The sequence below is a fragment of the Pontibaca methylaminivorans genome, from assembly GCF_900156525.1.
Lineage (GTDB): Bacteria > Pseudomonadota > Alphaproteobacteria > Rhodobacterales > Rhodobacteraceae > Pontibaca > Pontibaca methylaminivorans.
The window spans coordinates 14231-33599 of the sequence record NZ_FTPS01000002.1; the positions used below are offsets into that span (position 1 = coordinate 14231).

13 protein-coding genes are annotated in these 19369 nt (G+C 69.2%); 10 read left to right on the plus strand and 3 right to left on the minus strand.

Translation table 11 applies throughout. The features are described from left to right. The first annotated feature begins 157 nt into the window (after nt 1-157). Both repC and B0B01_RS11490 read left to right on the plus strand, forming a co-directional pair. A complete protein-coding gene (repC, locus tag B0B01_RS11485; RefSeq protein WP_076650210.1) occupies nt 158-1354 on the plus strand; it encodes a plasmid replication protein RepC in 1197 nt (398 codons plus the stop codon). A 169-nt stretch (nt 1355-1523) separates the two neighbouring features. Beyond that, entirely contained in the window at nt 1524-2810 is a 1287-nt protein-coding gene (locus tag B0B01_RS11490) for a glucoamylase family protein (RefSeq protein WP_076650211.1), read from the plus strand. A gap of 11 nt (nt 2811-2821) precedes the next feature. Here the strand turns inward: B0B01_RS11490 and B0B01_RS11495 are convergent, their stop codons facing one another. Beyond that, on the minus strand, nt 2822-6664 hold the full coding sequence (locus B0B01_RS11495) for a GH36-type glycosyl hydrolase domain-containing protein (RefSeq protein WP_076650212.1): 3843 nt from the start codon (nt 6662-6664) through the stop codon (nt 2822-2824). A gap of 93 nt (nt 6665-6757) precedes the next feature. Here B0B01_RS11495 and gnd point away from each other — a divergent pair, with 93 nt between their 5' ends. Continuing rightward, nucleotides 6758-7666: a phosphogluconate dehydrogenase (NAD(+)-dependent, decarboxylating) gene (gene gnd / locus B0B01_RS11500; protein WP_234967792.1), complete on the plus strand. Its 909-nt coding sequence runs from the start codon at nt 6758-6760 to the stop codon at nt 7664-7666. 10 nt (nt 7667-7676) lie between these two features. Here gnd and B0B01_RS11505 read toward each other — a convergent pair whose 3' ends face one another. Together B0B01_RS11505 and pgi are read right to left on the minus strand one after the other, a co-directional pair. Continuing rightward, complete coding sequence (locus B0B01_RS11505) at nt 7677-9356, minus strand: phosphohexomutase domain-containing protein (RefSeq protein WP_076650213.1); 1680 nt, start codon at nt 9354-9356, stop codon at nt 7677-7679. After that, nucleotides 9353-10978 (minus strand): glucose-6-phosphate isomerase, encoded by a 1626-nt coding sequence (gene pgi, locus B0B01_RS11510; RefSeq protein ID WP_076650214.1) that lies wholly within the window; start codon nt 10976-10978, stop codon nt 9353-9355. The genes B0B01_RS11505 and pgi overlap by 4 nt, the downstream gene beginning before the upstream one ends. A 97-nt stretch (nt 10979-11075) precedes the next feature. Between pgi and B0B01_RS13525 the strand changes: the two genes are divergently transcribed. The 7 genes from B0B01_RS13525 (at nt 11076) to B0B01_RS13195 (ending at nt 19329) form a co-directional block, all read left to right on the plus strand. Beyond that, nucleotides 11076-11204 carry a hypothetical protein gene (locus B0B01_RS13525; RefSeq protein ID WP_268802046.1) on the plus strand — a complete coding sequence of 43 codons (129 nt, stop codon included), beginning with the start codon at nt 11076-11078 and terminating at the stop codon, nt 11202-11204. Nucleotides 11205-11409: 205 nt separating this feature from the next. After that, nucleotides 11410-15846, plus strand: a complete 4437-nt coding sequence (locus B0B01_RS11520; protein WP_076650216.1) for a glucoamylase family protein — start codon at nt 11410-11412, stop codon at nt 15844-15846. 517 nt (nt 15847-16363) lie between these two features. After that, nucleotides 16364-17029, plus strand: coding sequence for an iron-sulfur cluster repair di-iron protein (ric, locus tag B0B01_RS11525; protein ID WP_076650217.1), 666 nt, complete (start codon nt 16364-16366; stop codon nt 17027-17029). A 147-nt stretch (nt 17030-17176) separates the two neighbouring features. After that, on the plus strand, nt 17177-17551 hold the full coding sequence (locus B0B01_RS11530; protein WP_234967793.1) for a CidA/LrgA family protein: 375 nt from the start codon (nt 17177-17179) through the stop codon (nt 17549-17551). Further along, a complete protein-coding gene (locus tag B0B01_RS11535; RefSeq protein WP_076650219.1) occupies nt 17548-18270 on the plus strand; it encodes an LrgB family protein in 723 nt (240 codons plus the stop codon). Before B0B01_RS11530 ends, B0B01_RS11535 begins: the two co-directional genes overlap by 4 nt. A gap of 144 nt (nt 18271-18414) precedes the next feature. Beyond that, the gene (locus B0B01_RS11540) at nt 18415-18924 is read left to right on the plus strand and encodes a superoxide dismutase family protein (RefSeq protein ID WP_076650220.1); all 510 of its coding nucleotides are present in this window, start codon (nt 18415-18417) and stop codon (nt 18922-18924) included. Between the two features lie 228 nt (nt 18925-19152). Further along, nucleotides 19153-19329: a hypothetical protein gene (locus B0B01_RS13195; protein WP_159438979.1), complete on the plus strand. Its 177-nt coding sequence runs from the start codon at nt 19153-19155 to the stop codon at nt 19327-19329. Nucleotides 19330-19369 lie beyond the last annotated feature (40 nt).

The window sequence follows — 19369 nt, forward strand, 5'->3', positions numbered from 1 at the left end:
CACGACCGCAGGACCACAAAAAGAAAAGCCCCCCAGGAACATTCCCGGAAGGCCCTTCTCGATCATTGCAAGCTTGAGATAGCGCCATTTCCGTAACCCTGTCAACTCCGCCATGCGGGTGGGGCGTGAATTTTGTTGTCTTTTTCGTGAAAACCACATGCAACATGCGTCCCGCGACCAGTTCGGGCGGCCGATGGCGGCTGTCCAGCCGAACGGCGCTCCGCCGGAGCCCCGGCCCGCCAAATGGGATCTGCTCGATGCCCTGACCGTGGCAGCAGCGGATCTCGGGCTCAATCACCGCACCCTCAATGTGCTGCGCGCGCTGCTCAGCTTTCTGCCGGGGCCTGAAATCCCGGCGGATCGCGCCGAAGCGATCGTCTTTCCCGCGAACCGCACGCTGTCCGCACGGCTGAACGGGATGCCCGAAAGCACCCTGCGCCGGCATCTTGCGCGGCTGGTGGAGCTTGGACTTGTCAGCCGTCACGACAGCCCGAACCGCAAGCGCTATGCGCGCCGGGGCGGCCCGGGGCAGGGCGGTGATGCGCGCGTCGCGCTCGTCTTCGGGTTCGATCTGACGCCGCTGCGGCAGCACGGCGAGCGGATCCGTGCCGCGGCGCGCGCAGCCCGGGCCCGCGAGGCCCGGCTGGCGATCCTGCGCGACGAGGTTGCCGTGCTGCGCCAGCAGCTGATCGAGCGGGCAGGGGAGGGCGCCCCCCCCGCGCTCATGGAAGAGGCGCGCCTTGCCCTGCGCCGCAAGCCCGACGAAGCGGCGCTGACCCGGCTGCGCGGCGCGCTTGATGCGGAACTGGAACAGCGCGCCCCGGCGGACAACCCGTCTGCCGACGGCCTGTTTTCCGCCATTATAAGCGCCAATGACGACCGGAATGGGCGGCACATACAGGATTCAGATAAACCTGTTTCTGACTCTGAAAGGCCCGAGAAGATATCAGGCGGACAGCAGATGGAAGGGCCGGAAAAACCACCGGCAGGGCACTGCCATGAAAGGCATGAAAGGGCAGGGGAGCCGAACCTGCCCGATGTGCTCGATTCCTGCAGCGAACTTCGGGCGCTGTTCCCGCAGCCGGTTCGCGACTGGGCCACGCTTTTCGAGATTGTCAGCCGTCTCGCGCCGATGCTCGGGATCGACCAGCCGGTGCTGCTTCAGGCCAACCGCACCATGGGCACGCGGCAGGCGGCATTGGCGCTGGTCTATATCCTGGAGCGGCATCAGCATATCCGCAGCCCCGGGGCCTATCTGCGCAGTCTGATTCACAAGGCCGAGGCCGGCCGCTTCGCGATCCTGCCGCTGCTGAATGCGCTCGGGCGCGGGAAAACCATGGAAATTGTCAGCTGACAAATCATATTACTATGCAATATCAATGTGATAACCTATACAATCCGACCAATGCGGCTGGCAAGGCGGCCGATCCCGGACAGAAAGGGATTGTCTGCGCACTGCCACCGGCGCATCCTCGGGGTGACCGCCAATGGTTCGGCACGCTCCCGTCATCATGTGAGATGCCATGAATTCCCTGTCCTGCCTCGTTGAAAAGGTCCAGCGCGACGCGTTCCATTTCTTCCCGGCCCATGCCAATCCGCTGAACGGGCTCGTGCATGATTCCACGCAACCCTTCACCCCCTCCAGCATCGCCGCGGTCGGATTCGCCCTGACCTGCTACCCGGTGGCGGTGCGGCGGGGCTGGATGTCGCATGACGTGGCACTTGGCCATTGCCTCGCGGCGGTGCGTTTCTTCGACGAGGCCGATCTGTCCGGCGGGGCCGAGGCCAGCGGCTATCGCGGCTTCTTCTATCATTTCCTCGACATGACCACCGGCAGACGCGCCTGGGAGAGCGAGCTTTCGACCATCGACACCGCGCTGCTGATCGCCGGCATTCTTTTCACCGCCCGGTTCTTTACCGGCGACAGCGAGGCCGAGGCCGAGTTGCGCCGCCGTGCGGATGCGATCTATGGACGGGTCGAATGGGACTGGGCGCAGAACGGCGGCGGCGCGATCAGCCTTGGCTGGACACCCGAGGGCGGCTTCCTGCCCTGGCGCTGGATCGGCTACAGCGAGGCGCTGATTCTCTATGCGCTCGCGCTCGGCGCGCCCGACCATCCGGCCAGCACCGAAAGCTATGACGAATGGCTGTCGGGCTATCGCTGGAAAAAGGTCTACGACATCGAATATCTCTATGCCGGGCCGCTGTTCATCCATCAGTTCTCGCATATCTGGATCGACTTTCGCGGCATTTTCGACCGCTACATGGCCGAACGCGGCATCGACTATTTCGAGAACAGCCGCCGCGCCACGATCATTCACCGCGAATATGCGATCCGCAATCCGCGCGGCTGGGAATCCTATTCCGGTGACTGCTGGGGCCTGACCGCAAGCAACGGCCCCGGGCCGGCGCGCCACCTGCTGAGCAACGGGGAGGAGCGCGACTTCTACGGCTACCGCGCGCGCGGCGCCCCCTTCGGCCCCGATGACGGCACGGTGTCGCCCTGGGCCTCGATCGCCTCGCTGCCCTTCGCGCCCGAGATCGTCGAAAGCGCCATCGACTGCCTGGCCCACCGGGCACAGTGCCAGCATTCGACCTTCGGGTTCTACGGATCCCTGAACCCGAGCTTTCACCTGGAGCCCGGCGATTCCGGCTGGGTCTGCGAATGGCATGTGGCGCTCAACCAGGGGCCGGTCGTGTTGATGGTTGAAAACCACCGCGACGGATTCGTCTGGGATCTGATGCGCGGCTGCGCCCCCGTTGTGCGGGGCCTTGCGAAGGCCGGGTTCCGCGGCGGCTGGCTCGGCTGAACCGCGGGGCATCAGCCAAGCACCACCCGCACCTGATGCGCGCCCCCGTCATCGACCAGCGGCACCGCATCCTCGGGGGCGCGCCGCTCACCGTCCAGCGTCAGCGCAGTAATGCCGGTGCAGACATGGTGCGGGTTCTCGACCGCAAAGCGCCAGCTTGACGTGCCGCGCCGCAGCGTCAGGGCAAACCCGGGCCAGTCCGGCGGGATGCAGGGCCTCATCACGCATTCTCCGCCCCGCACCCGCAGGCCGAGGATCCACTCGACCGCCAGCCGATACAGCCAGCCCGCCGATCCGGTATACCACGTCCAGCCGCCGCGCCCGATATGGCCGGGGGCGGTATAGACGTCGCCGCAGGCCACATAGGGTTCGACCTGCCAGCGGGCGAGGGCCTTGGGGGTGGAGGAATGAGAAACGGGCGAGAGCATGGAAAACACCTCATGCGCGCGCGCCCCGTCGCCGAGTTCGGCGAATGCGACCCCGGCCCAGGTGCTGCCATGGGTATATTGCCCGCCGTTCTCGCGCAGGCCGGGCGGATAGCTCTTGATATAGCCGGGGTCGCGGCCGTCCATGTCGAAGGGCGGGGCGAGCAGGGCGACGAGCCCCGCGTCGCGGTCGATCAGCTTGCGGTCCAGCGTCTCCATCGCTGTCCGCGCGCGCTGCGGATCCGCAGCGCCAGAGATCACCGCCCAGGATTGCGCGATCCCGTCGATGCGGCACTCATCGGCGTCTTTCGTGCCAAGCGGCGTGCCGTCGTCATACCAGCCGCGCAGCCAGCGGTTGACCTCCCATGCGTGTTCTTCGAGCGCCCGCGCCACCCGGTCCGCATGGGCGCGCCAGGTCGCGGCACGCGCCGTGTCGCCCCGTGCCTCGGCCAGGGGTGCGAAATCGGCGATCACCCGCAAGAGGAACCAGCCCATCCAGACGCTTTCGCCCGCGCCCTTCCAGCCGACCCGGTTCATGCCGTCGTTCCAGTCGCCGGTGCCGAACAGCGGCAGGCCATGTCGCCCGGTGGCAAGGCTCGCGTCGATCGCGCGGGCCGCGTGTTCATAAACGCTGGCCATCTCGCCCCGGCCGGGGACGCGGAAATCGTCGATCCGGTCGGCCGCGAGCGGAGGCGCGTCGAGAAACGGCACGGATTCGTCCAGCAGCGCCCTGTCACCGGTCACGCAAACGTGATGCGCCAGCACATAAGGCAGCCACAATCGGTCATCCACCATGCGCGTGCGCAGGCCGGCCCCGTCGGGCGGCAGCCACCAGTGCTGCACGTCGCCTTCGGGAAACTGCCGCCCGGCCGCACGCAGCAGATGGGCACGCGCAAGGGCAGGGGCGATCACCGCCAATGCGCTTGCGTCCTGCAACTGGTCGCGGAATCCCCATGCTCCGCTTGCCTGATAAAACGCCGTGCGCGCCAGCAGGCGGCAGGCGATCACCTGATAGGGCAGCCAGCCGTTCACCATGAGGTCCAGCGCGCCATCGGGGGTTTCGACCTGCACCGCGCCCGCCTGCCGGCGCCAGTGCGCCTGCACGGCGGCAAGCAGTTCCCCGGGATCCGCGCGGCGCAGGCGCAGGGCAAGGCCGCGCGCCGCCTCGAGGTTTTCGGCCTCGCCGAAGGCAAGGGTGACGGTGGTCTCTTCTCCGGGGGCGAGGGTGATTTCCGTCTGCAGCGCCGCGCAGGGGCAGGGGCCGGTGCCGGAACGTCCGCAAAGCGGTGCGCCCTGCATGAGCGCGGCGGGGCGCGCGGGGTCGAGCGCGGGGCCCAGCACCTCGGCACGGTCGCAGGTCCAGCCCCGCTGCCGCCCGCCAAGGTCGGCGAAGGCCACGCGCCCGGCATAGGCATCGCGCCAGCGGTTCTGCGCGGTCAGGATGCCGGTGTCAGGCTCATGCGCGGTGGTGACATGAGGCACCGTCACCGCGCCGTTCGGCCCGAGATGCCAGTTGACAAGCCCGGTGACCTGTAGCCGCCGCACCCGGTCGCCGCCGTTGCGCAGGCGCAGATGCGAAACCTTCGCGCTGGCATCGAGCGGCACGAACTGCACCAGATCGCTTTCCAGCCCGTCCCGAACATGCAGGAAGCGGCTGTAGCCGAACCCGTGCCGCACGGTGTAGTCACGGGGCCCATGCAGCGGCGCCGGCGTCGGGGTCCAGAGCCCGGCGCCGGGGGTGTCGTCCGTGTCGCGCAGGAAGATCATGTCGCCGGGCGGATCGCGCACCGGATCGTTCGACCAGCGCGTCAGCGTATTGGTCTGGCTGTTTCCGGCCCAGGCATAGCCGCCGCCCTCGGCCGAGACCATGAAGCCGAACCCCTCGTGAGCGACGATATTGACCCATGGCTGCGGCGTCAGGCGGTCCTGTTCAAGGCGGATCTCATATTCCCGCCCGTCTGTGCGAAAGCCACCGACGCCATTGAAATATGCAAGGTCGGGCTCGTCCGCGCCAGAGAGGGGCGACCCCGCGGGAGCGGGCAGGGGGGACGCGGGTTCAGGTGCCTTCGGTATGGCCGGGGAGGGGGGCACGGCGCGGCGGGCGCATTGCGCCGCCAGATCGCCCTGCGCGCCGTCAAGCACCACCCGCGCCGCCGCCGCAAGCCCGGTCCACTCCGCATCGGAAAGGCCGCCCAGCACGAAAATCCCGGTGCCTTCGGCCGCCTTTCCGGCGCGTTCCGCAAGGGCCGCGCGCCTGTCGTCATCCGCCGCGACCGCGACCAGATCGACCGGGATCTGGTGGCATGCCCACCAGTTCTGCGCCCGGCAAAGCTGTGCCATCAGGCCCGTGTCGCCGCTCGTGTCGCCGTCCGTATCGTCTCCGGGGTGGAACCGCACAAGCACGACGGGGCGGTCGCCCGAGATGCCATGCGGCCAGAGGCAATGCCGCGCGCCGCCCCCGGCACGTTCGAGCGTTTCCGCATCGGCCCGCCAAAGCGGATTATCCACAAGGAGCGGCGCCGCAAGCGTCTGGAACGCGGGTTCATCTTCCGCTTCGGATTGCTGACGGGCTGCAACCAGCACCGCCTCGGCGCGCCCCGGTGTCCGGCAGGACATGATGCGCGCTGACAGGTCCTCCCGCGATGCCGCCGCCAGCGTCCAGAAATCCAGCGTCCGCGATTCACCGGGCGCAAGCGTCACCGTGGCGCGGCGCGAAAGGATCGGGTCGAGCACGGTGCCCGCATGGCCCGCCGGTCCCGCGCCGCGCAGCGCGGCGGGTGCGCGCAGGCTGTTGCCGCGACCGATAAAGCGCATCCGGTCGGTCTCGAACCCGGGGTCTGCCGGTGCCGCGCCGTCGTCGGTGACCAGATGCGCGGCGATGATCGCAGGCTCTCCCGCATCGCGCGGGCGCCGCCAGGCCAGCAGCGTGCCGTCCGCGGCGGCTTCGGTCATCACGAACATCTTGGAAAAGGCCGGATGCGCCGCATCGCCCACCGCCCCGCCGAGCACCAGCGGAATATATGACACCGCCTCGATCCGGCGCGGGGCGGGGCCGGTATTGGCAAGGGTGATGCGGCGCAATTCACCGTCTCCCTCGGGCAGGGGGGCGATGTCCATCCCGCTTCGGATGCCGGATTCGTTGCGTGAAAACCGGGCAAGGCCGGGCAGGAAGGCCACGCTGCAACCGGTGCTCTGCCCGGTCATGAGCGGCTGCGCGCCCGCCGACCAACAGGTGCCGGTGTCGATATCGCGCAGCAGCAGGAAGCTGCCGTTCTCGTCCACCGGGCCGTCTTCGCGCCAGCGGCTGATCGCGCGCCCGTGCCAGCGGCTGAAGCCGCAGCCGTCGCGGGTCAGCATCACGGTCCAGCCCTTGCCGCCAAGCAGATGAGCCCGGCGGGGCGCGGTGTTTCGGGGATCGTCTCGCAGCATGGCAACGCTCCGGGCAATGTGAATGCGCAGGGCGTCGGATCGGCGTATCGTGCGCGATATAGGCGGAAACGCCCCAAATCACGGAAAGGTTGCATGATGGAACTCGGTATGGTCGGCCTCGGGCGGATGGGTGCGAACATGGCGCAGCGGCTCGCGCGGCAGGGGCATTCCGTGATCGGGCAGGATCCGGATCCGCAGGCCCGCCGGCGCATCGAGGACGAGGGGCTGCGCAGCGTGGCCGACCTCCCCGCGCTCGTGCAGGCCCTGGCAGCGCCGCGCGTGCTCTGGCTGATGGTGCCGGCGGGGGCGGCGGTCGATGAGACGCTCGATGCGCTGCTGCCGCTGCTCGGGCCGGGCGATACGATCATTGACGGGGGCAATTCCAACTATCGCGACACGACGCGCCGTGCCCGGCGGCTGGAAGACGCGGGGCTGCATTTCGTCGATTGCGGCACCAGCGGCGGCGTCTGGGGGCTGGCCGAGGGCTATTCGATGATGGTCGGGGGCGAGGCCGAAACCGTGGAGCGCCTGCGCCCGATCTTCGAGGCGCTCGCCCCCGCCCCCGATCAGGGCTGGGGCCATGTCGGCCCGGTAGGCGCGGGGCATTTCACCAAGATGGTGCACAACGGCATCGAATACGGCCTGATGCAGGCCTATGCCGAAGGCTTCGCGATCCTGCATCACAAGAAGGATTTCGCGCTCGACCTGCCGCAGGTGGCCGAGAGCTGGCGCACGGGCAGCGTGGTGCGCTCGTGGCTGCTGGATCTGACGGCGCGGGCGCTGGCCGATGATCCGTCGATGGCCGGGCTTCAGCCCTGGGTCGATGACTCGGGCGAGGGGCGCTGGACGGTTGCCGAGGCGATCGACCTCGATGTGCCGGCCCCGGTCATCACCCAGGCGCTGATTGCGCGGCTGCAGTCGCGCGACGGCGAGGCCTTCGCGGACCGGCTGCTGGCGGCGATGCGCCACCAGTTCGGCGGCCACCCGGTGAAAACGGCCTGAGCCGGTGCGTTCAGGCCCCGGCCTTGTCCGCACTCCGGGCCGCACCCGCCAGCGCATGGTCCACGATGTCCTGTGCCTCGGCCAGCAGCCGCGCAAGGTGATCCCGGCTGCGGAAGCTTTCGGCATAGATTTTATAGATATCCTCGGTCCCCGAGGGGCGCGCCGCGAACCAGCCGCCGGCCGAGGACGCCTTGATGCCGCCGATCGGCTCTGCATTGCCGGGGGCGCGGGAGATGACGCGGCCGACCGGCTCTCCGGCCAGGTCGCTGATGGACAGGGCCTCGGGGGCGAGCGCCGCAAGCGCCCGTTTCTGGTCAGGATTCGCGGCGGCCTCGACCCGGTCGGCATGGATCGCCCCGAAGCCGGTTTCGAGCGCGGCGTAAAGTTCGCCGGGGTCGCGGCCGCTGCGCGCCATCACCTCGCCCGAAAGGAGCGCCGGAACGATGCCGTCCTTGTCGGTGGTCCAGACCGTGCCATCGCGCCGCAGGGCCGAGGCGCCGGCGCTTTCCTCGCAGCCGAACACCAGCCGGCCGTCATGCAGCCCCTGCGCGAACCACTTGAAACCGACCGGCACCTCATAGACCGCGCGCCCGGCTTTGGCCGCGATCCGGTCGAGCATCGCCGTCGTCACCACCGTCTTGCCGAGCATCGCGCCACGCGGCCAGCCGGGGCGATGCGCCAGCAGGTAATCGGCCAGCACCGAAAGGTAATGGTTCGACGGCATCAGCCCGCAGCTTGCGGCGATCACCCCGTGGCGGTCGTGATCGGTGTCGCAGGCGAAGCTCACGTCGAAGCGATCCTTCTGCGCGACCAGCGGCGCCATGGCGTGGGGCGATGAGGGATCCATGCGGATCTGTCCGTCCCAGTCCACGGCCATGAAGGCGAATTGCGGATCCACCGCGTCGCTCAGCAGGGTCAGGTCCAGGCGGTAGCGTTCGGCGATCCGGGGCCAGTAATGCACCCCGGCACCGCCCAGAGGATCGACCGCCATGCGGATGCCGCTGCCCCGGATCGCGTCGAAATCGACCACATCGCCAAGGTCGGCGACATAGGGGGTCATGAAATCGTGCCGGCGCGTGGTGGCTGCGCCTGCGGCGGCGGTGGCCGTCATGCGGCGCACGCCATCAAGGCGGCGTTCCAGATAGGCATTGGCGCGCGCCCCGATCCAGCCGGTCACCGCCGAATCCGCCGGCCCGCCATGGGTCGGGTTGTATTTGTAACCCCCGTCACCCGGCGGATTGTGCGAGGGCGTCATGACGATCCCGTCCGCAAGCCCGTCCCGGCGGCCCCGGTTATGGGTCAGGATGGCGTGGGAAATCACCGGCGTCGGCGTGTATTCGCCCGGCGCGGCGATGCGCAGCTCGACCCCGTTCGCGGCCAGCACCTGTTCCGCGGTCCCCGCCGCCGGGGCGGAAAGCGCATGGGTGTCGATGCCAAGGAACAGCGGCCCGGTGATGCCTTCCTTGCGGCGGAAATCGCAGATCGCCTGGGTGATCGCGAGCACATGATGTTCATTGAAGCTGCCGTTCACCGAGGTTCCGCGATGGCCCGAGGTGCCGAAGCTGACCCGCTCTTGCGGCGCCAGGGGATCGGGCTTGCGGTCGTGATAGGCCGCAATCAGCGCCTTGATGTCGGTCAGGATGGATTTCGGCGCGGGTTTCCCGGCCAGCGGGCTGATGGTCTGGCTCATGTGCGGGCCTTTCCTGCAAGATAACGGCGGATCAGGGCGTCGGTCGAGGGGTCGTGGCCGCCCGCTTCGCCCAAGCGGATTTCGTCGATGATGCGGGTCGCGAGCTGCTTGCCCAGTTCGACCCCCCATTGATCAAAGGAATCGATGCCCCAGATCGCGCCCTGCGTGAACACGCAATGTTCGTAAAGCGCGACCAGCGCGCCGAGCGTTCCCGGGTCGAGCCTTTGCGCAAGGATCGTGGTCGAGGGACGGTTGCCGGGGCAGAGGCGATGGGGGATCAGCCATTCAGGGGTGCCCCCGGCGCGCAGATCATCCGCGCTGCGCCCGAAGGCCAGCGCCTCGCCCTGGGCGAACATGTTGGCCATCAAGAGGTCATGCTGGTCGGCCCGCGCGCTCAGAGGTTCGCAGAAGCCGATGAAATCGCAGGGCACGAGCCGCGTTCCCTGGTGCAGAAGCTGGTAAAAGGAATGCTGGCCGTTGGTGCCCGGCTCGCCCCAGAAAATCGCGCCGGTGTCATGATCGACGGGCGCACCGGAAAGCGTCACGCCCTTGCCGTTGCTCTCCATCGTCAGCTGCTGGAGATAGGCGGGAAAGCGGCTCAGATACTGCGCATAGGGCAGCACCGCGACCGTTTCCGCCCCTAGGAAATTACTGTTCCACACCCCGATCAGCCCCATGATGAGCGGCAGGTTGCGTTCGGGCGGGGCAGTGCGGAAATGGTCGTCCATGGCGTGGAACCCGGCCAGCATGGCGGCGAAGTTCTCCGGCCCCACGGCGATCATGGTGGACAGCCCGACCGCCGAATCCATCGAATAGCGCCCCCCGACCCAGTCCCAGAAGCCGAACATCTGCGCCGGCTCGATGCCGAACTTGCGCACTTCGGATTCATTGGTCGAGACGGCGGCGAAATGGCGGGCGATCGCGGTGTCGTCCCCGAGCGCGGCAAGGCACCATTCCCGCGCCGCATGGGCGTTGGTCAGGGTTTCAAGCGTGGTGAAGGTCTTGGAGCAGACGATGAACAGGGTCTCGGCCGGGTCGAGGTCATGCAGCGCCTCGGCAAGGTCGCTGCCATCGACGTTCGACACGAAGCGGAACACCATGTCGCGGCGGCTGAAGCCGCGCAGCGCCTCATATGCCATGACCGGCCCGAGGTCGGAACCGCCGATGCCGATGCTGACCACGTTGCGGATACGCGCGCCGGAATGGCCGCGCCAGCGCCCCTCGCGCAGGGCATCGGCGAAATCGGCCATGCGCTCCAGCACGTCATGCACGGCGGGAACGACGTTTTCGCCCTCGTGCAGGATGGTGGCGCCCTTCGGCGCGCGCAGCGCCACATGCAGCACCGCGCGGTTTTCGGTGACGTTGATCGCCTCGCCCGCGAACATCGCATCGCGCCGCCCGGTGACATCGCGCGCCCGTGCAAGATCAAGCAGCAGGCGCAATGTTTCCTCCGTCACCCGCTGTTTGGAGAAATCGGCAAACAGCCCCGCGCCCTCAAGGCCAAGCCGGTCCGCGCGGGCCGGGTCGGCGGCGAAGAGGTCCGCAAGCGTGCGCCCGGCCAGCGCGTCGCGATGCGCGGTGAGCGCCTGCCACTCCGGCAGTCGGGTGAGCGGCGCGCTCATGCACCTGCCCCCCGCCGGGGCGCGATCCGGGCCGGCCGGCCGCACCGGGAACTGCCCGGCCTGTGAATCGGGGCGAAGTCATGCAGGGCGGCGGTCGGTGTCATGGATCCTCCTTTTCGGGCGCAAGGGCTGCAACCAGATTGCGCAAGCGGGCATTCTCGGCAAGCCCGCCGATACTGTCGATGATGATATCCGGCGCGCCGCCGCCGGTGGAGTCGCCGGTTGAATCACCCCCGGCAAGGGTTTCCGCGCATAATGGCCCTGTCGTGGCAGGATCGTGGTCACCAAAGCGGATTGCGCCCGCGTGGGTTGAACCATTCCGGGGCGGCAGGCGTTCCGCTCCTGCGACGGAATTGCCGGATGTCACAAAAATGTTTCGACCGCCTGCCCGTGCACCCGCGCGCCCCTGCGGCGGGAAGGACGGCCGCGCCGTGGCCCCTGCCGGTCATCCGGCCGGGCACGGAGGGCCGGGCGCGCTTTATCCGCTGTCGGGCGGCGAGGGCGGTGCGCAGGCGCTGCTGCGCCGGCTCGAGCGGGCGGCGGCGGTGCTGCACGGCGCGCAGCGGAGTTTCGGCACCGTTGCGGCTGCGGGCGGCGCGGGCGATCCCGCCGCACGGGGGCCGGAGCCTGCGCGGATCTGGTTCGAGGAAAACTTCTATATCATCGAGGCACAGATCCGGGACTGCCGCAAGGCGCTCGGGGACGAGGGCGCGCCGCTGCGTCTGCCGCTCAGCCGGGACGGGGACGGCGAATCCTGCCCGCGCATCTATCTGCTGATGCGCGATCTGGTCGGCGATCTCGCGGTGCCCGTCGATATGGCGCGCCTGCGCGGATGGATTCGCGCCGCGCAGGAGGCGGGGCCGCAGAATCGCCTTGCGCTGCGCGAACTCTGGGCGGTGCCGCTCATGCTGCGGCTTGCGGTGCTGGTGCGGCTGGCGCCGGTGGCCCGGGCGGTGGCGGCCAGATCCAAAGCCGGCGGTGCCGTGGAAAGCGGTGCCGTGGCGGGCGGCGAATCGCTTTCGGCGCTGCAGCAGGAAGCGCTCGACCGGGCGCGCGCCGCCTTTGCCAGCCTGCGCCTCTTTGCCCATACCGACTGGAGCCGGACGGTCGAGGATCTGAGCGTGGTCGAGGCGATCCTGCGCCGCGATCCGGGCGCGGTCTATGCGCGCACCGATCCGGCCGGGCGCAACCGGCTGCGCAGCGAGGTCGCGGCACTGGCGCGGCGCGCCGGCATCCCCGAATGGCAGGCGGCCGAGGTCGCGCTTGCGCAGGCCGATGCCGCCGCGGCGGCCATCCATGATGCCCCGGAACGGGACGTATGGCCCGGCGCCGGCGGTCCCGCGCTCGTCGCCCACTGGCTGATCGGGGAGGGGCGGCCCGCGCTGGAGGACGCCCTTGGCCTGCGTCCCGGTCTGCGGCTGCGCGCGGCCCGCTTTGCGCGGCGGCATGTGCTCGGGTTCCATCTTGGCCCGATCGGGCTGATCACGCTGCTGATGGTCGCGGCCGCGCTGCCGGTGATCTGGCGGCTGCATCCGCTGCCCGCGGTGCTGGTCACGCTGGCGCTGGCCATCGGGGCAAGCCACCTTGCGGTTGCGCTGGTCAACGCGGCGGTCACGTTCCTGCTGGCGCCGCGCGCGCTGCTGCGGCTCGACCTTTCGCAGGGCATCCCCGATGCCTGCCGCACGCTGGTCGCGGTGCCCTGCATGCTGACCTCGCCCCGGGGCATCGCGGACCTGGCGCAGGCGCTGGAGCTGCGCTGTCTCGGGAACCGCGACGGCAACCTGTTCTTTGCCCTGCTGAGCGATTTCGGCGATGCCGCCGCGCGCGAGATGCCGCAGGACGGCGCATTGCTGACCGCCGCGACCAATGCCATCGAGGCGCTGAATGCCCGCCATGCCGGCGATGGCCCGCCCCGTTTCGCGCTGTTTCATCGCGAGCGGCGCTGGAACCCGGCCGAGGGCTGCTGGATGGGCTGGGAGCGCAAGCGCGGCAAGCTGATCGCGCTGAACCGCTTTCTGCGCGGGCGGCAGGACGCGGATTGCCGGCTGCTGGCGGGGGATGCGGCGGTCCTGCGCGGCTGCGCCTTCGTGATCACGCTCGATGCCGATACCGCCCTGCCGCCCGAGACCGGGCGCCGGCTGGTCGCGACGCTTGCGCATCCGATGAACCGCGCGGTCTGGGACGAAAACGCGGGCCGGGTGGTGGCGGGTTACGGCGTGCTGCAGCCGCGCGTGTCGATGAGCGGGGCCTACAAGGGCGCAACCCGGCTGGCGCGGCTGTTCGCCAACGAGGTCGGGCTCGACCCCTATTCGGGCGCGGTGTCGGACGTGTATCAGGATCTTTACGGTGAGGCGTCCTTCATCGGCAAGGGCATCTATGATATCGACATCTTCGCCCGCGCCACCGGCGAGCGCTTTCCCGAGAACATGATCCTGAGCCACGACCTGCTCGAGGGCAATTTCGCCCGTGCCGGTCTTGTCAGCGATATCGACCTGCACGAGGACTATCCCGAAAGCTATGCCACCGACCTGCGCCGGCGCCATCGCTGGACGCGCGGTGACTGGCAGATCGCCCCCTGGCTGCTGCCTTTCGTCCCGGGGCCGGGGGGCACCTGGCGGCGCAACCCGCTTGATGCGCATCAGCGCTGGAAGATCCTCGACAACCTGCGCCGCAGCCTGGTGCCGGTGGCGCTTCTGGTGCTGCTGCTGCATGGCTGGCTGGCCGGGGCGCGGCCGGATTACTGGACGATGACCGTGCTGATGATCCTGTTCGCGCCGCCGCTCCTTCTTGGTCTGCATGACTGGATGCGGCGCGATCCGCGCATGGACCGCGCCCTGCACCGGCGCCTTACGGCCGAGGCCACCCGGCGCCGGCTGGCGCAGGCGGCGCTGCCGCTCGCGATGTTGCCCTGCGAGGCGGTGTTCAGCCTCGATGCCATCATCCGCAGCCTCTGGCGGCTTCTGGTCAGCCACCGCCGCCTGCTGGAGTGGCAGACCGCGAGCGCCGCCGCCCGCCGCGCCGAAACCGATCTCGGGGGATTCGTGCGGCTGCTGTGGCCGGGGCCGGCGCTGGCACTGGCGGTCGGGTGTGCGCTGCTGGTGCAGGGCGGGGCGGCCCTGCCGGTGGCGGCGCCTTTCCTGCTGGTCTGGGCGGGGACGCCGGCGCTTGCGCTCTGGCTCGGCCGCAGGCCGGGGCGGGAGCGGCGGGTGCTGCCCGACCGCGGCGGGCAGCGCTGGCTGGGCGGGCTTGCACGGCGGCACTGGCATTATTTCGAACTCGCGGTCGGGCCACGCGATCACGGCCTGCCCTGCGACAACCTGCAGAAGCGCGCGGGCGGCGGACCGCAAGGCGACGGGCCGGAAGGGGCCGGGGGCACGGAATGGCTGCGCAGCCATCGGACCTCGCCCACCAATATCGGCCTTTATCTGGCGGCGGTGCTGACGGCGCGGGATTTCGGTTACCTGACCGAGCCCGCGATGCAGGCGCGGATCGGTGAAACGCTCGATACGCTCGAACGACTGCCCCGCTTTCGCGGGCATTTCCTGAACTGGTATGACACGCAGGATCTGGCGCCGCTCGCGCCGGCCTATGTCTCGACCGTGGACAGCGGCAATCTGCTGGCCTGCCTGCTGGTGGTGGCGCGCGGGCTTGAGGAAACACCGCCCCCCGCCGTGGTCGCCGCGCGCATGTGGTCCGGGCTGCATGATGGCTGGCAGGTGCTGTCCGAGGCGCTGGTCCGCGACGGGGGTGCAAGAGTGGTGAAGGCCGCGCCATGGGCGGCTGTCGCTGCCGCTCTGGAACAGCCGCTGACGGCCGATGCGCCGCCCGCGCAACAGATGCAGCGGCTTGCGCGGCTGTCCGACAACCTGGACCGGGCGTTTGCGCACGGCACGCGGCCCGGTGCGCCGCTGCCGGCCGAGGCCGCCCGATGGCTGCGCCGCCTGCGCGCGCAGGTCGAGGCGTGGCAGACCCACCTGGGCGACGGGGCCGGCGGCGATGCCGCAGGCAGGGCAGGGCGCGACCTCGCCCGCCGCTGCCGGGCGCTTGCGGCGATGGATTTCGATTTCCTGTGGCAGCCCGAACAGCGCCTTTTGAGCATCGGCTTCGATGTGACCCGCGGCGAGCGCGATGCGAGTTCCTATGACCTGCTGGCCTCGGAAGCGCGGCTTGCAAGCTTTGTCGCCATCGCGCAGGGGCGCCTGCCGCGTGATCACTGGCTGGCGCTCGGCCGTCCGCTGGTGGCGGTCGAGGGCAGCCCGACGCTCGTGTCCTGGGGCGGCACGATGTTCGAATACCTGATGCCGCAACTGTTCATGCCCGAAGTCACGGGCAGCCTGCTGACGCGAAGCTGCCGCAACGCGGTGGCGTTCCAGATCGCCCACGGGCGCCGGCTGGGCCTGCCCTGGGGCGTGTCGGAATCGGCCTATGACCGGGTCGACGAAAAGGGATTCTACCAGTATCGCAGCTTTGGCGTGCCGGGGCTCGGGTTCCGGCGCGGGCTGGCGCGGGACCGGGTGGTGGCGCCCTATGCCTCGGCGCTTGCGCTCATGCTGCGGCCGCGCGCGGCGTTGGCCAATCTGCGCCGGCTGGAGAAACTCGGCGCGCTGGCGGAGGCGGGGTTTTACGAGGCGCTGGATTTCACCCCGGCCCGCCTGCGGGACCAGGCGTTTTTCGCCATGGTGAAAAGCCACATGGCCCACCATCAGGGCATGGTTCTGCTGGCGCTTTCGGCGCTGCTGAACGACCGGCCGATGCAGCGCCGTTTCCTGCGCGAGCCGATGTTCCGCGCCCATGACATCCTGCTGCATGAAAAAGTGCCGGTCGCCCCGGTCGTCGGCGAGGCGCGGGCCGGGGCCGGCCACGCCTGACACCGGTCGATGCGAGAGCGGCTGATGGAGTGGCGTCCTGACCTGCCCCGGTCGCCTCATGAGCACCATTGTGTCGTGAACTTTACGCCTCCGGCGGGGATATTTCGGGCCAGAAGAAGGCTCTGGCCGGGGAATCGCCACGGCGAGCCAGTCATGCGCGGAGGTTCCGGTTTCATCCGCCGACAGGAACCTGCACCGTTTGCAGCGGAGAACCCCGGCCCCGGCCGGCCCCGGTGTGCGTTCGCTTTCACGGCGGGCGCCCGGTCGAAGCGGCGATCATGCACCGCCAGCCCCGCCAGCCCCCGGCGGCGCCGTAGATCGCCGCAGATCCGCGTGCGCCGAGCCGCAGGAACCGCCATCCGGTTAACCGAAGTCAAGGGCATCGTGCGAATCGGCCCTAGTCTGGTTCGCGTCCAGCCGGTGGCGCGCCGCCCGCCTGATTGCCGATTCCCGCGCCATCGTTCTGCCGCCAACCATCCGGCGCCGATGCGGGCCGCCGACCGACCGGAGAAAACCCATGACCGACACGCCCATTGCCCCCGAAACCACCATCCGCGACCTTGCCGCAACGCTGCCCGGCGCGGCGGCGATATTGCGCGATGCCGGCATCGGCTTCTGTTGCGGGGGCGATCTGAGCCTGCAGCAGGCGGCCGAAAAGGCCGGGGTCGATCCCTCGGCCCTGATCGCGCGGCTTCGCGACAGCAGCAGCCGCGCCAACGCTGATGCGCCGCAGGACTTCCCCGGCCTGATCGACCATATCCTGACGCGCTATCACGCGACCCACCGCGAGGAGCTCGATACCCTTGTTCCGCTGGCCGAGCGGGTCGAGCGCGTGCATGGCAGCCACGCCGAGGCGCCGCTTGGCCTGGCCGAGGCGCTGGTCGCCCTGCGCGACGACCTCGAATCGCACATGGTGAAGGAAGAACGCGTGCTGTTTCCGGCGATCCTGCACGGGGCGGGCGCGAAGATGGCCGGCCCGATCCGGGTGATGACCGAGGAACATGCCGACACCACCGGGATTCTGGCGCGCATCGAACATGTCACCCACGGGCTCCGCCTGCCCGAAGACGCCTGCGGATCCTGGAGCGCGCTTTATGCGGGCCTGCGCAAGCTGGGCGATGACGTGGTGGCCCATATCCACCTGGAGGAAACGAACCTCTTTCCCCGCGCGCTCGCGTCCTGAACGCCCTCCGGCGGGGCAGAGGGGCGGGGGCCCGACCGCCGCCACCCCTTTTCCGCGCCGCACGGACGGGGACTTTCGCGCGGATTCGGCTTGGCGCCTGTGGATTGTCCGGCGCAATGATGGTCGATTGAGGCCAATGACTGAATCATGCGCGGAGGACAGGCGATGTTGCAGGGCATCGGAATACTGCTGGTGTTGCAACTGACGGGCGAGGTCGTGTCGGGGCTCTTGAGCCTTCCGGTTCCGGGGCCGGTCATGGGAATGATCCTGCTGTTTGCCTGGCTCTGCTGGCGCGGCCGCGTTCCGCAATCGCTCGACACGGTGGCGCGGGGCCTTCTGGCGCGGCTCAGCCTGCTGTATGTCCCCGCCGGTGTCGGCATCATCCAGTATCTTGCCGACCTGCGCAGCGACGGGGTGGCGATCGCGGTTGCGGTGGTGGCAAGCACGGTGCTGGCCATCATCGTCACCGGCCTGGCGCTGCAATGGCTGCTGCGCCGCCCGGCACCGCAGGACGCGCCATGACCCCCGGCAATGTTCATGATCTCTGGGTCTATCTTGCCGGGACGCCGCTGCTCTGGCTGACGCTCACGCTGCTTGCCTTCATCGCCGCGGACTGGATCCACCTGCGCTTCGGCCGCCGGGCGCTGCTCAATCCGGTGGTGCTGGCCGTCGCGCTGCTGATCCTCGTGCTCTGGCTGACGGATACATCTTACGGGCGCTATTTCGAGGGGGCGCAGTTCGTGCATTTCCTGCTCGGCCCGGCGACGGTGGCGCTTGCGGTTCCGCTGTATCAGCAGCTTGCCGACCTGCGCCGGCACTGGCGGCGGATCCTGCTGGGCGTGTTGCTCGGGTCGGCCACCGCCAGCACCGTGGCGATGGGTGCCGCCGCGATGATGGGGGCATCGCTGTCGACCATCCTGTCGCTCGGGCCGAAATCGGTGACGACGCCGATCGCCATGGGCATTTCGGAAAAGATCGGCGGCGAACCCACGCTGACGGCGATCATAGTCATTCTGACCGGGATTTTCGGGGCGGTGATCGCGGGGCCGGTGCTTGATCTCTGCCGGGTGCGCGATCCGCGGGCCCGGGGCCTGGCCATGGGGGTGAGCGCCCACGGCATCGGCACGGCGACCGCCTTTGATGAAAGCGCGCGCACCGGAGCCTATGCCGGCATGGCCATGGCGCTGAGCGCGGTCCTGACCGCGGTGCTGCTGCCGCTCGGGTTGCTCGGACTGCGGTGAGGGCGGGGCCGTGCCGGGGCACGCAGTCGCGCGGTTTCCGGCCGGCCGCGGCGGCGGGCGCGGAATTGACCGGGAACATTCCCCGCGGGGCGTCGTTGAGCAGGCACAGACATTTTCCACGCTCTGCAACCGATAGGGGATGAGATGAAGACACTTGTTGCAACCGCTCTTCTCGTCAGTCTGGCCGCGCCCGCTCTTCACGCCGCCGAGGTGTCCGCGCAGGTCGAGAACCGCGAGGGAGACCCGCTCGGCACCGTCACCGTGCGCGATACGCCTTCCGGGGTGGCGCTGGCGACGCTCGCGCTCGAAGGCCTTCCCGAGGGCGACTATGCGATCCACCTGCATGAAACCGGGGATTGCTCGGCCGATGATTTCGAATCGGCGGGCGGGCATGTGGCCGGGGACCGTGAACATGGCGTTCTTGTCGAGGGCGGCCCGCATCCCGGCGACATGCCGAACCTTACGGTGAGGTCCGACGGCATCGCGCAGGGTGACGTGTTCCTGCCCAATCTGGACGTGAGCCGTGACCTTCTGGACGAGGACGGGGCGGCGCTGGTCATCCATGACGGCACGGACGATTACGAAAGCCAGCCCTCCGGCGATGCCGGAGACCGGCTCGCCTGCGGTGAGTTCACCGAACAGGCGGCGGAATAAAGGACCGCGCGGGCCGGGAACCTATTTCCTGCCCGCGGGTTCTGCTGAACCCGGGCCAAGGCCGCTTATCGTCCTTTGATCGACACGTGCCGAAGGGGCCCGCAAGCCGGGCCGCTGCCACCGGCACAGCCCGGGTCTTCCCGTCCTGCGCGGATATGCGCTCCCGGGTGGGGCGGGAAGGCACATTTCGGCGCCCTGGAACCATGCACCGGCCCAGGCGTTGCCCGTTTGAGTCCCCGCGCGGCCGGTGCGGCCCACACCGGCACCGGCGGCGCGGGGAACGTGGCCAAAGAGGACTGGCGGCAAGGGCGCTTCGAAACCGTGCCGGACGACGAGGCCGAATTCCCCCTGCCCGCAAACGGCACGAAGCCGCGGCGGGCCCTTGGCGGGGTATTCTATCCCTGACCCTGCAACGACAGCACCGGCCGGCGGATTTGATCCGGCC

Coding starts and splice junctions, on each gene's coding strand:
- gnd (WP_234967792.1), top strand. CDS start 6,758: ATGATGGAACTCGGTATGGTCGGCCTCGGGCGGATGGGTGCGAACATG.
- B0B01_RS11530 (WP_234967793.1), top strand. CDS start 17,177: ATGCGCGGAGGACAGGCGATGTTGCAGGGCATCGGAATACTGCTGGTG.
- B0B01_RS11540 (WP_076650220.1), top strand. CDS start 18,415: ATGAAGACACTTGTTGCAACCGCTCTTCTCGTCAGTCTGGCCGCGCCC.
- repC (WP_076650210.1), top strand. CDS start 158: ATGCAACATGCGTCCCGCGACCAGTTCGGGCGGCCGATGGCGGCTGTC.
- B0B01_RS11535 (WP_076650219.1), top strand. CDS start 17,548: ATGACCCCCGGCAATGTTCATGATCTCTGGGTCTATCTTGCCGGGACG.
- B0B01_RS11505 (WP_076650213.1), bottom strand. CDS start 9,356: ATGAGCCAGACCATCAGCCCGCTGGCCGGGAAACCCGCGCCGAAATCC.
- B0B01_RS11495 (WP_076650212.1), bottom strand. CDS start 6,664: ATGCTGCGAGACGATCCCCGAAACACCGCGCCCCGCCGGGCTCATCTG.
- ric (WP_076650217.1), top strand. CDS start 16,364: ATGACCGACACGCCCATTGCCCCCGAAACCACCATCCGCGACCTTGCC.
- pgi (WP_076650214.1), bottom strand. CDS start 10,978: ATGAGCGCGCCGCTCACCCGACTGCCGGAGTGGCAGGCGCTCACCGCG.
- B0B01_RS11490 (WP_076650211.1), top strand. CDS start 1,524: ATGAATTCCCTGTCCTGCCTCGTTGAAAAGGTCCAGCGCGACGCGTTC.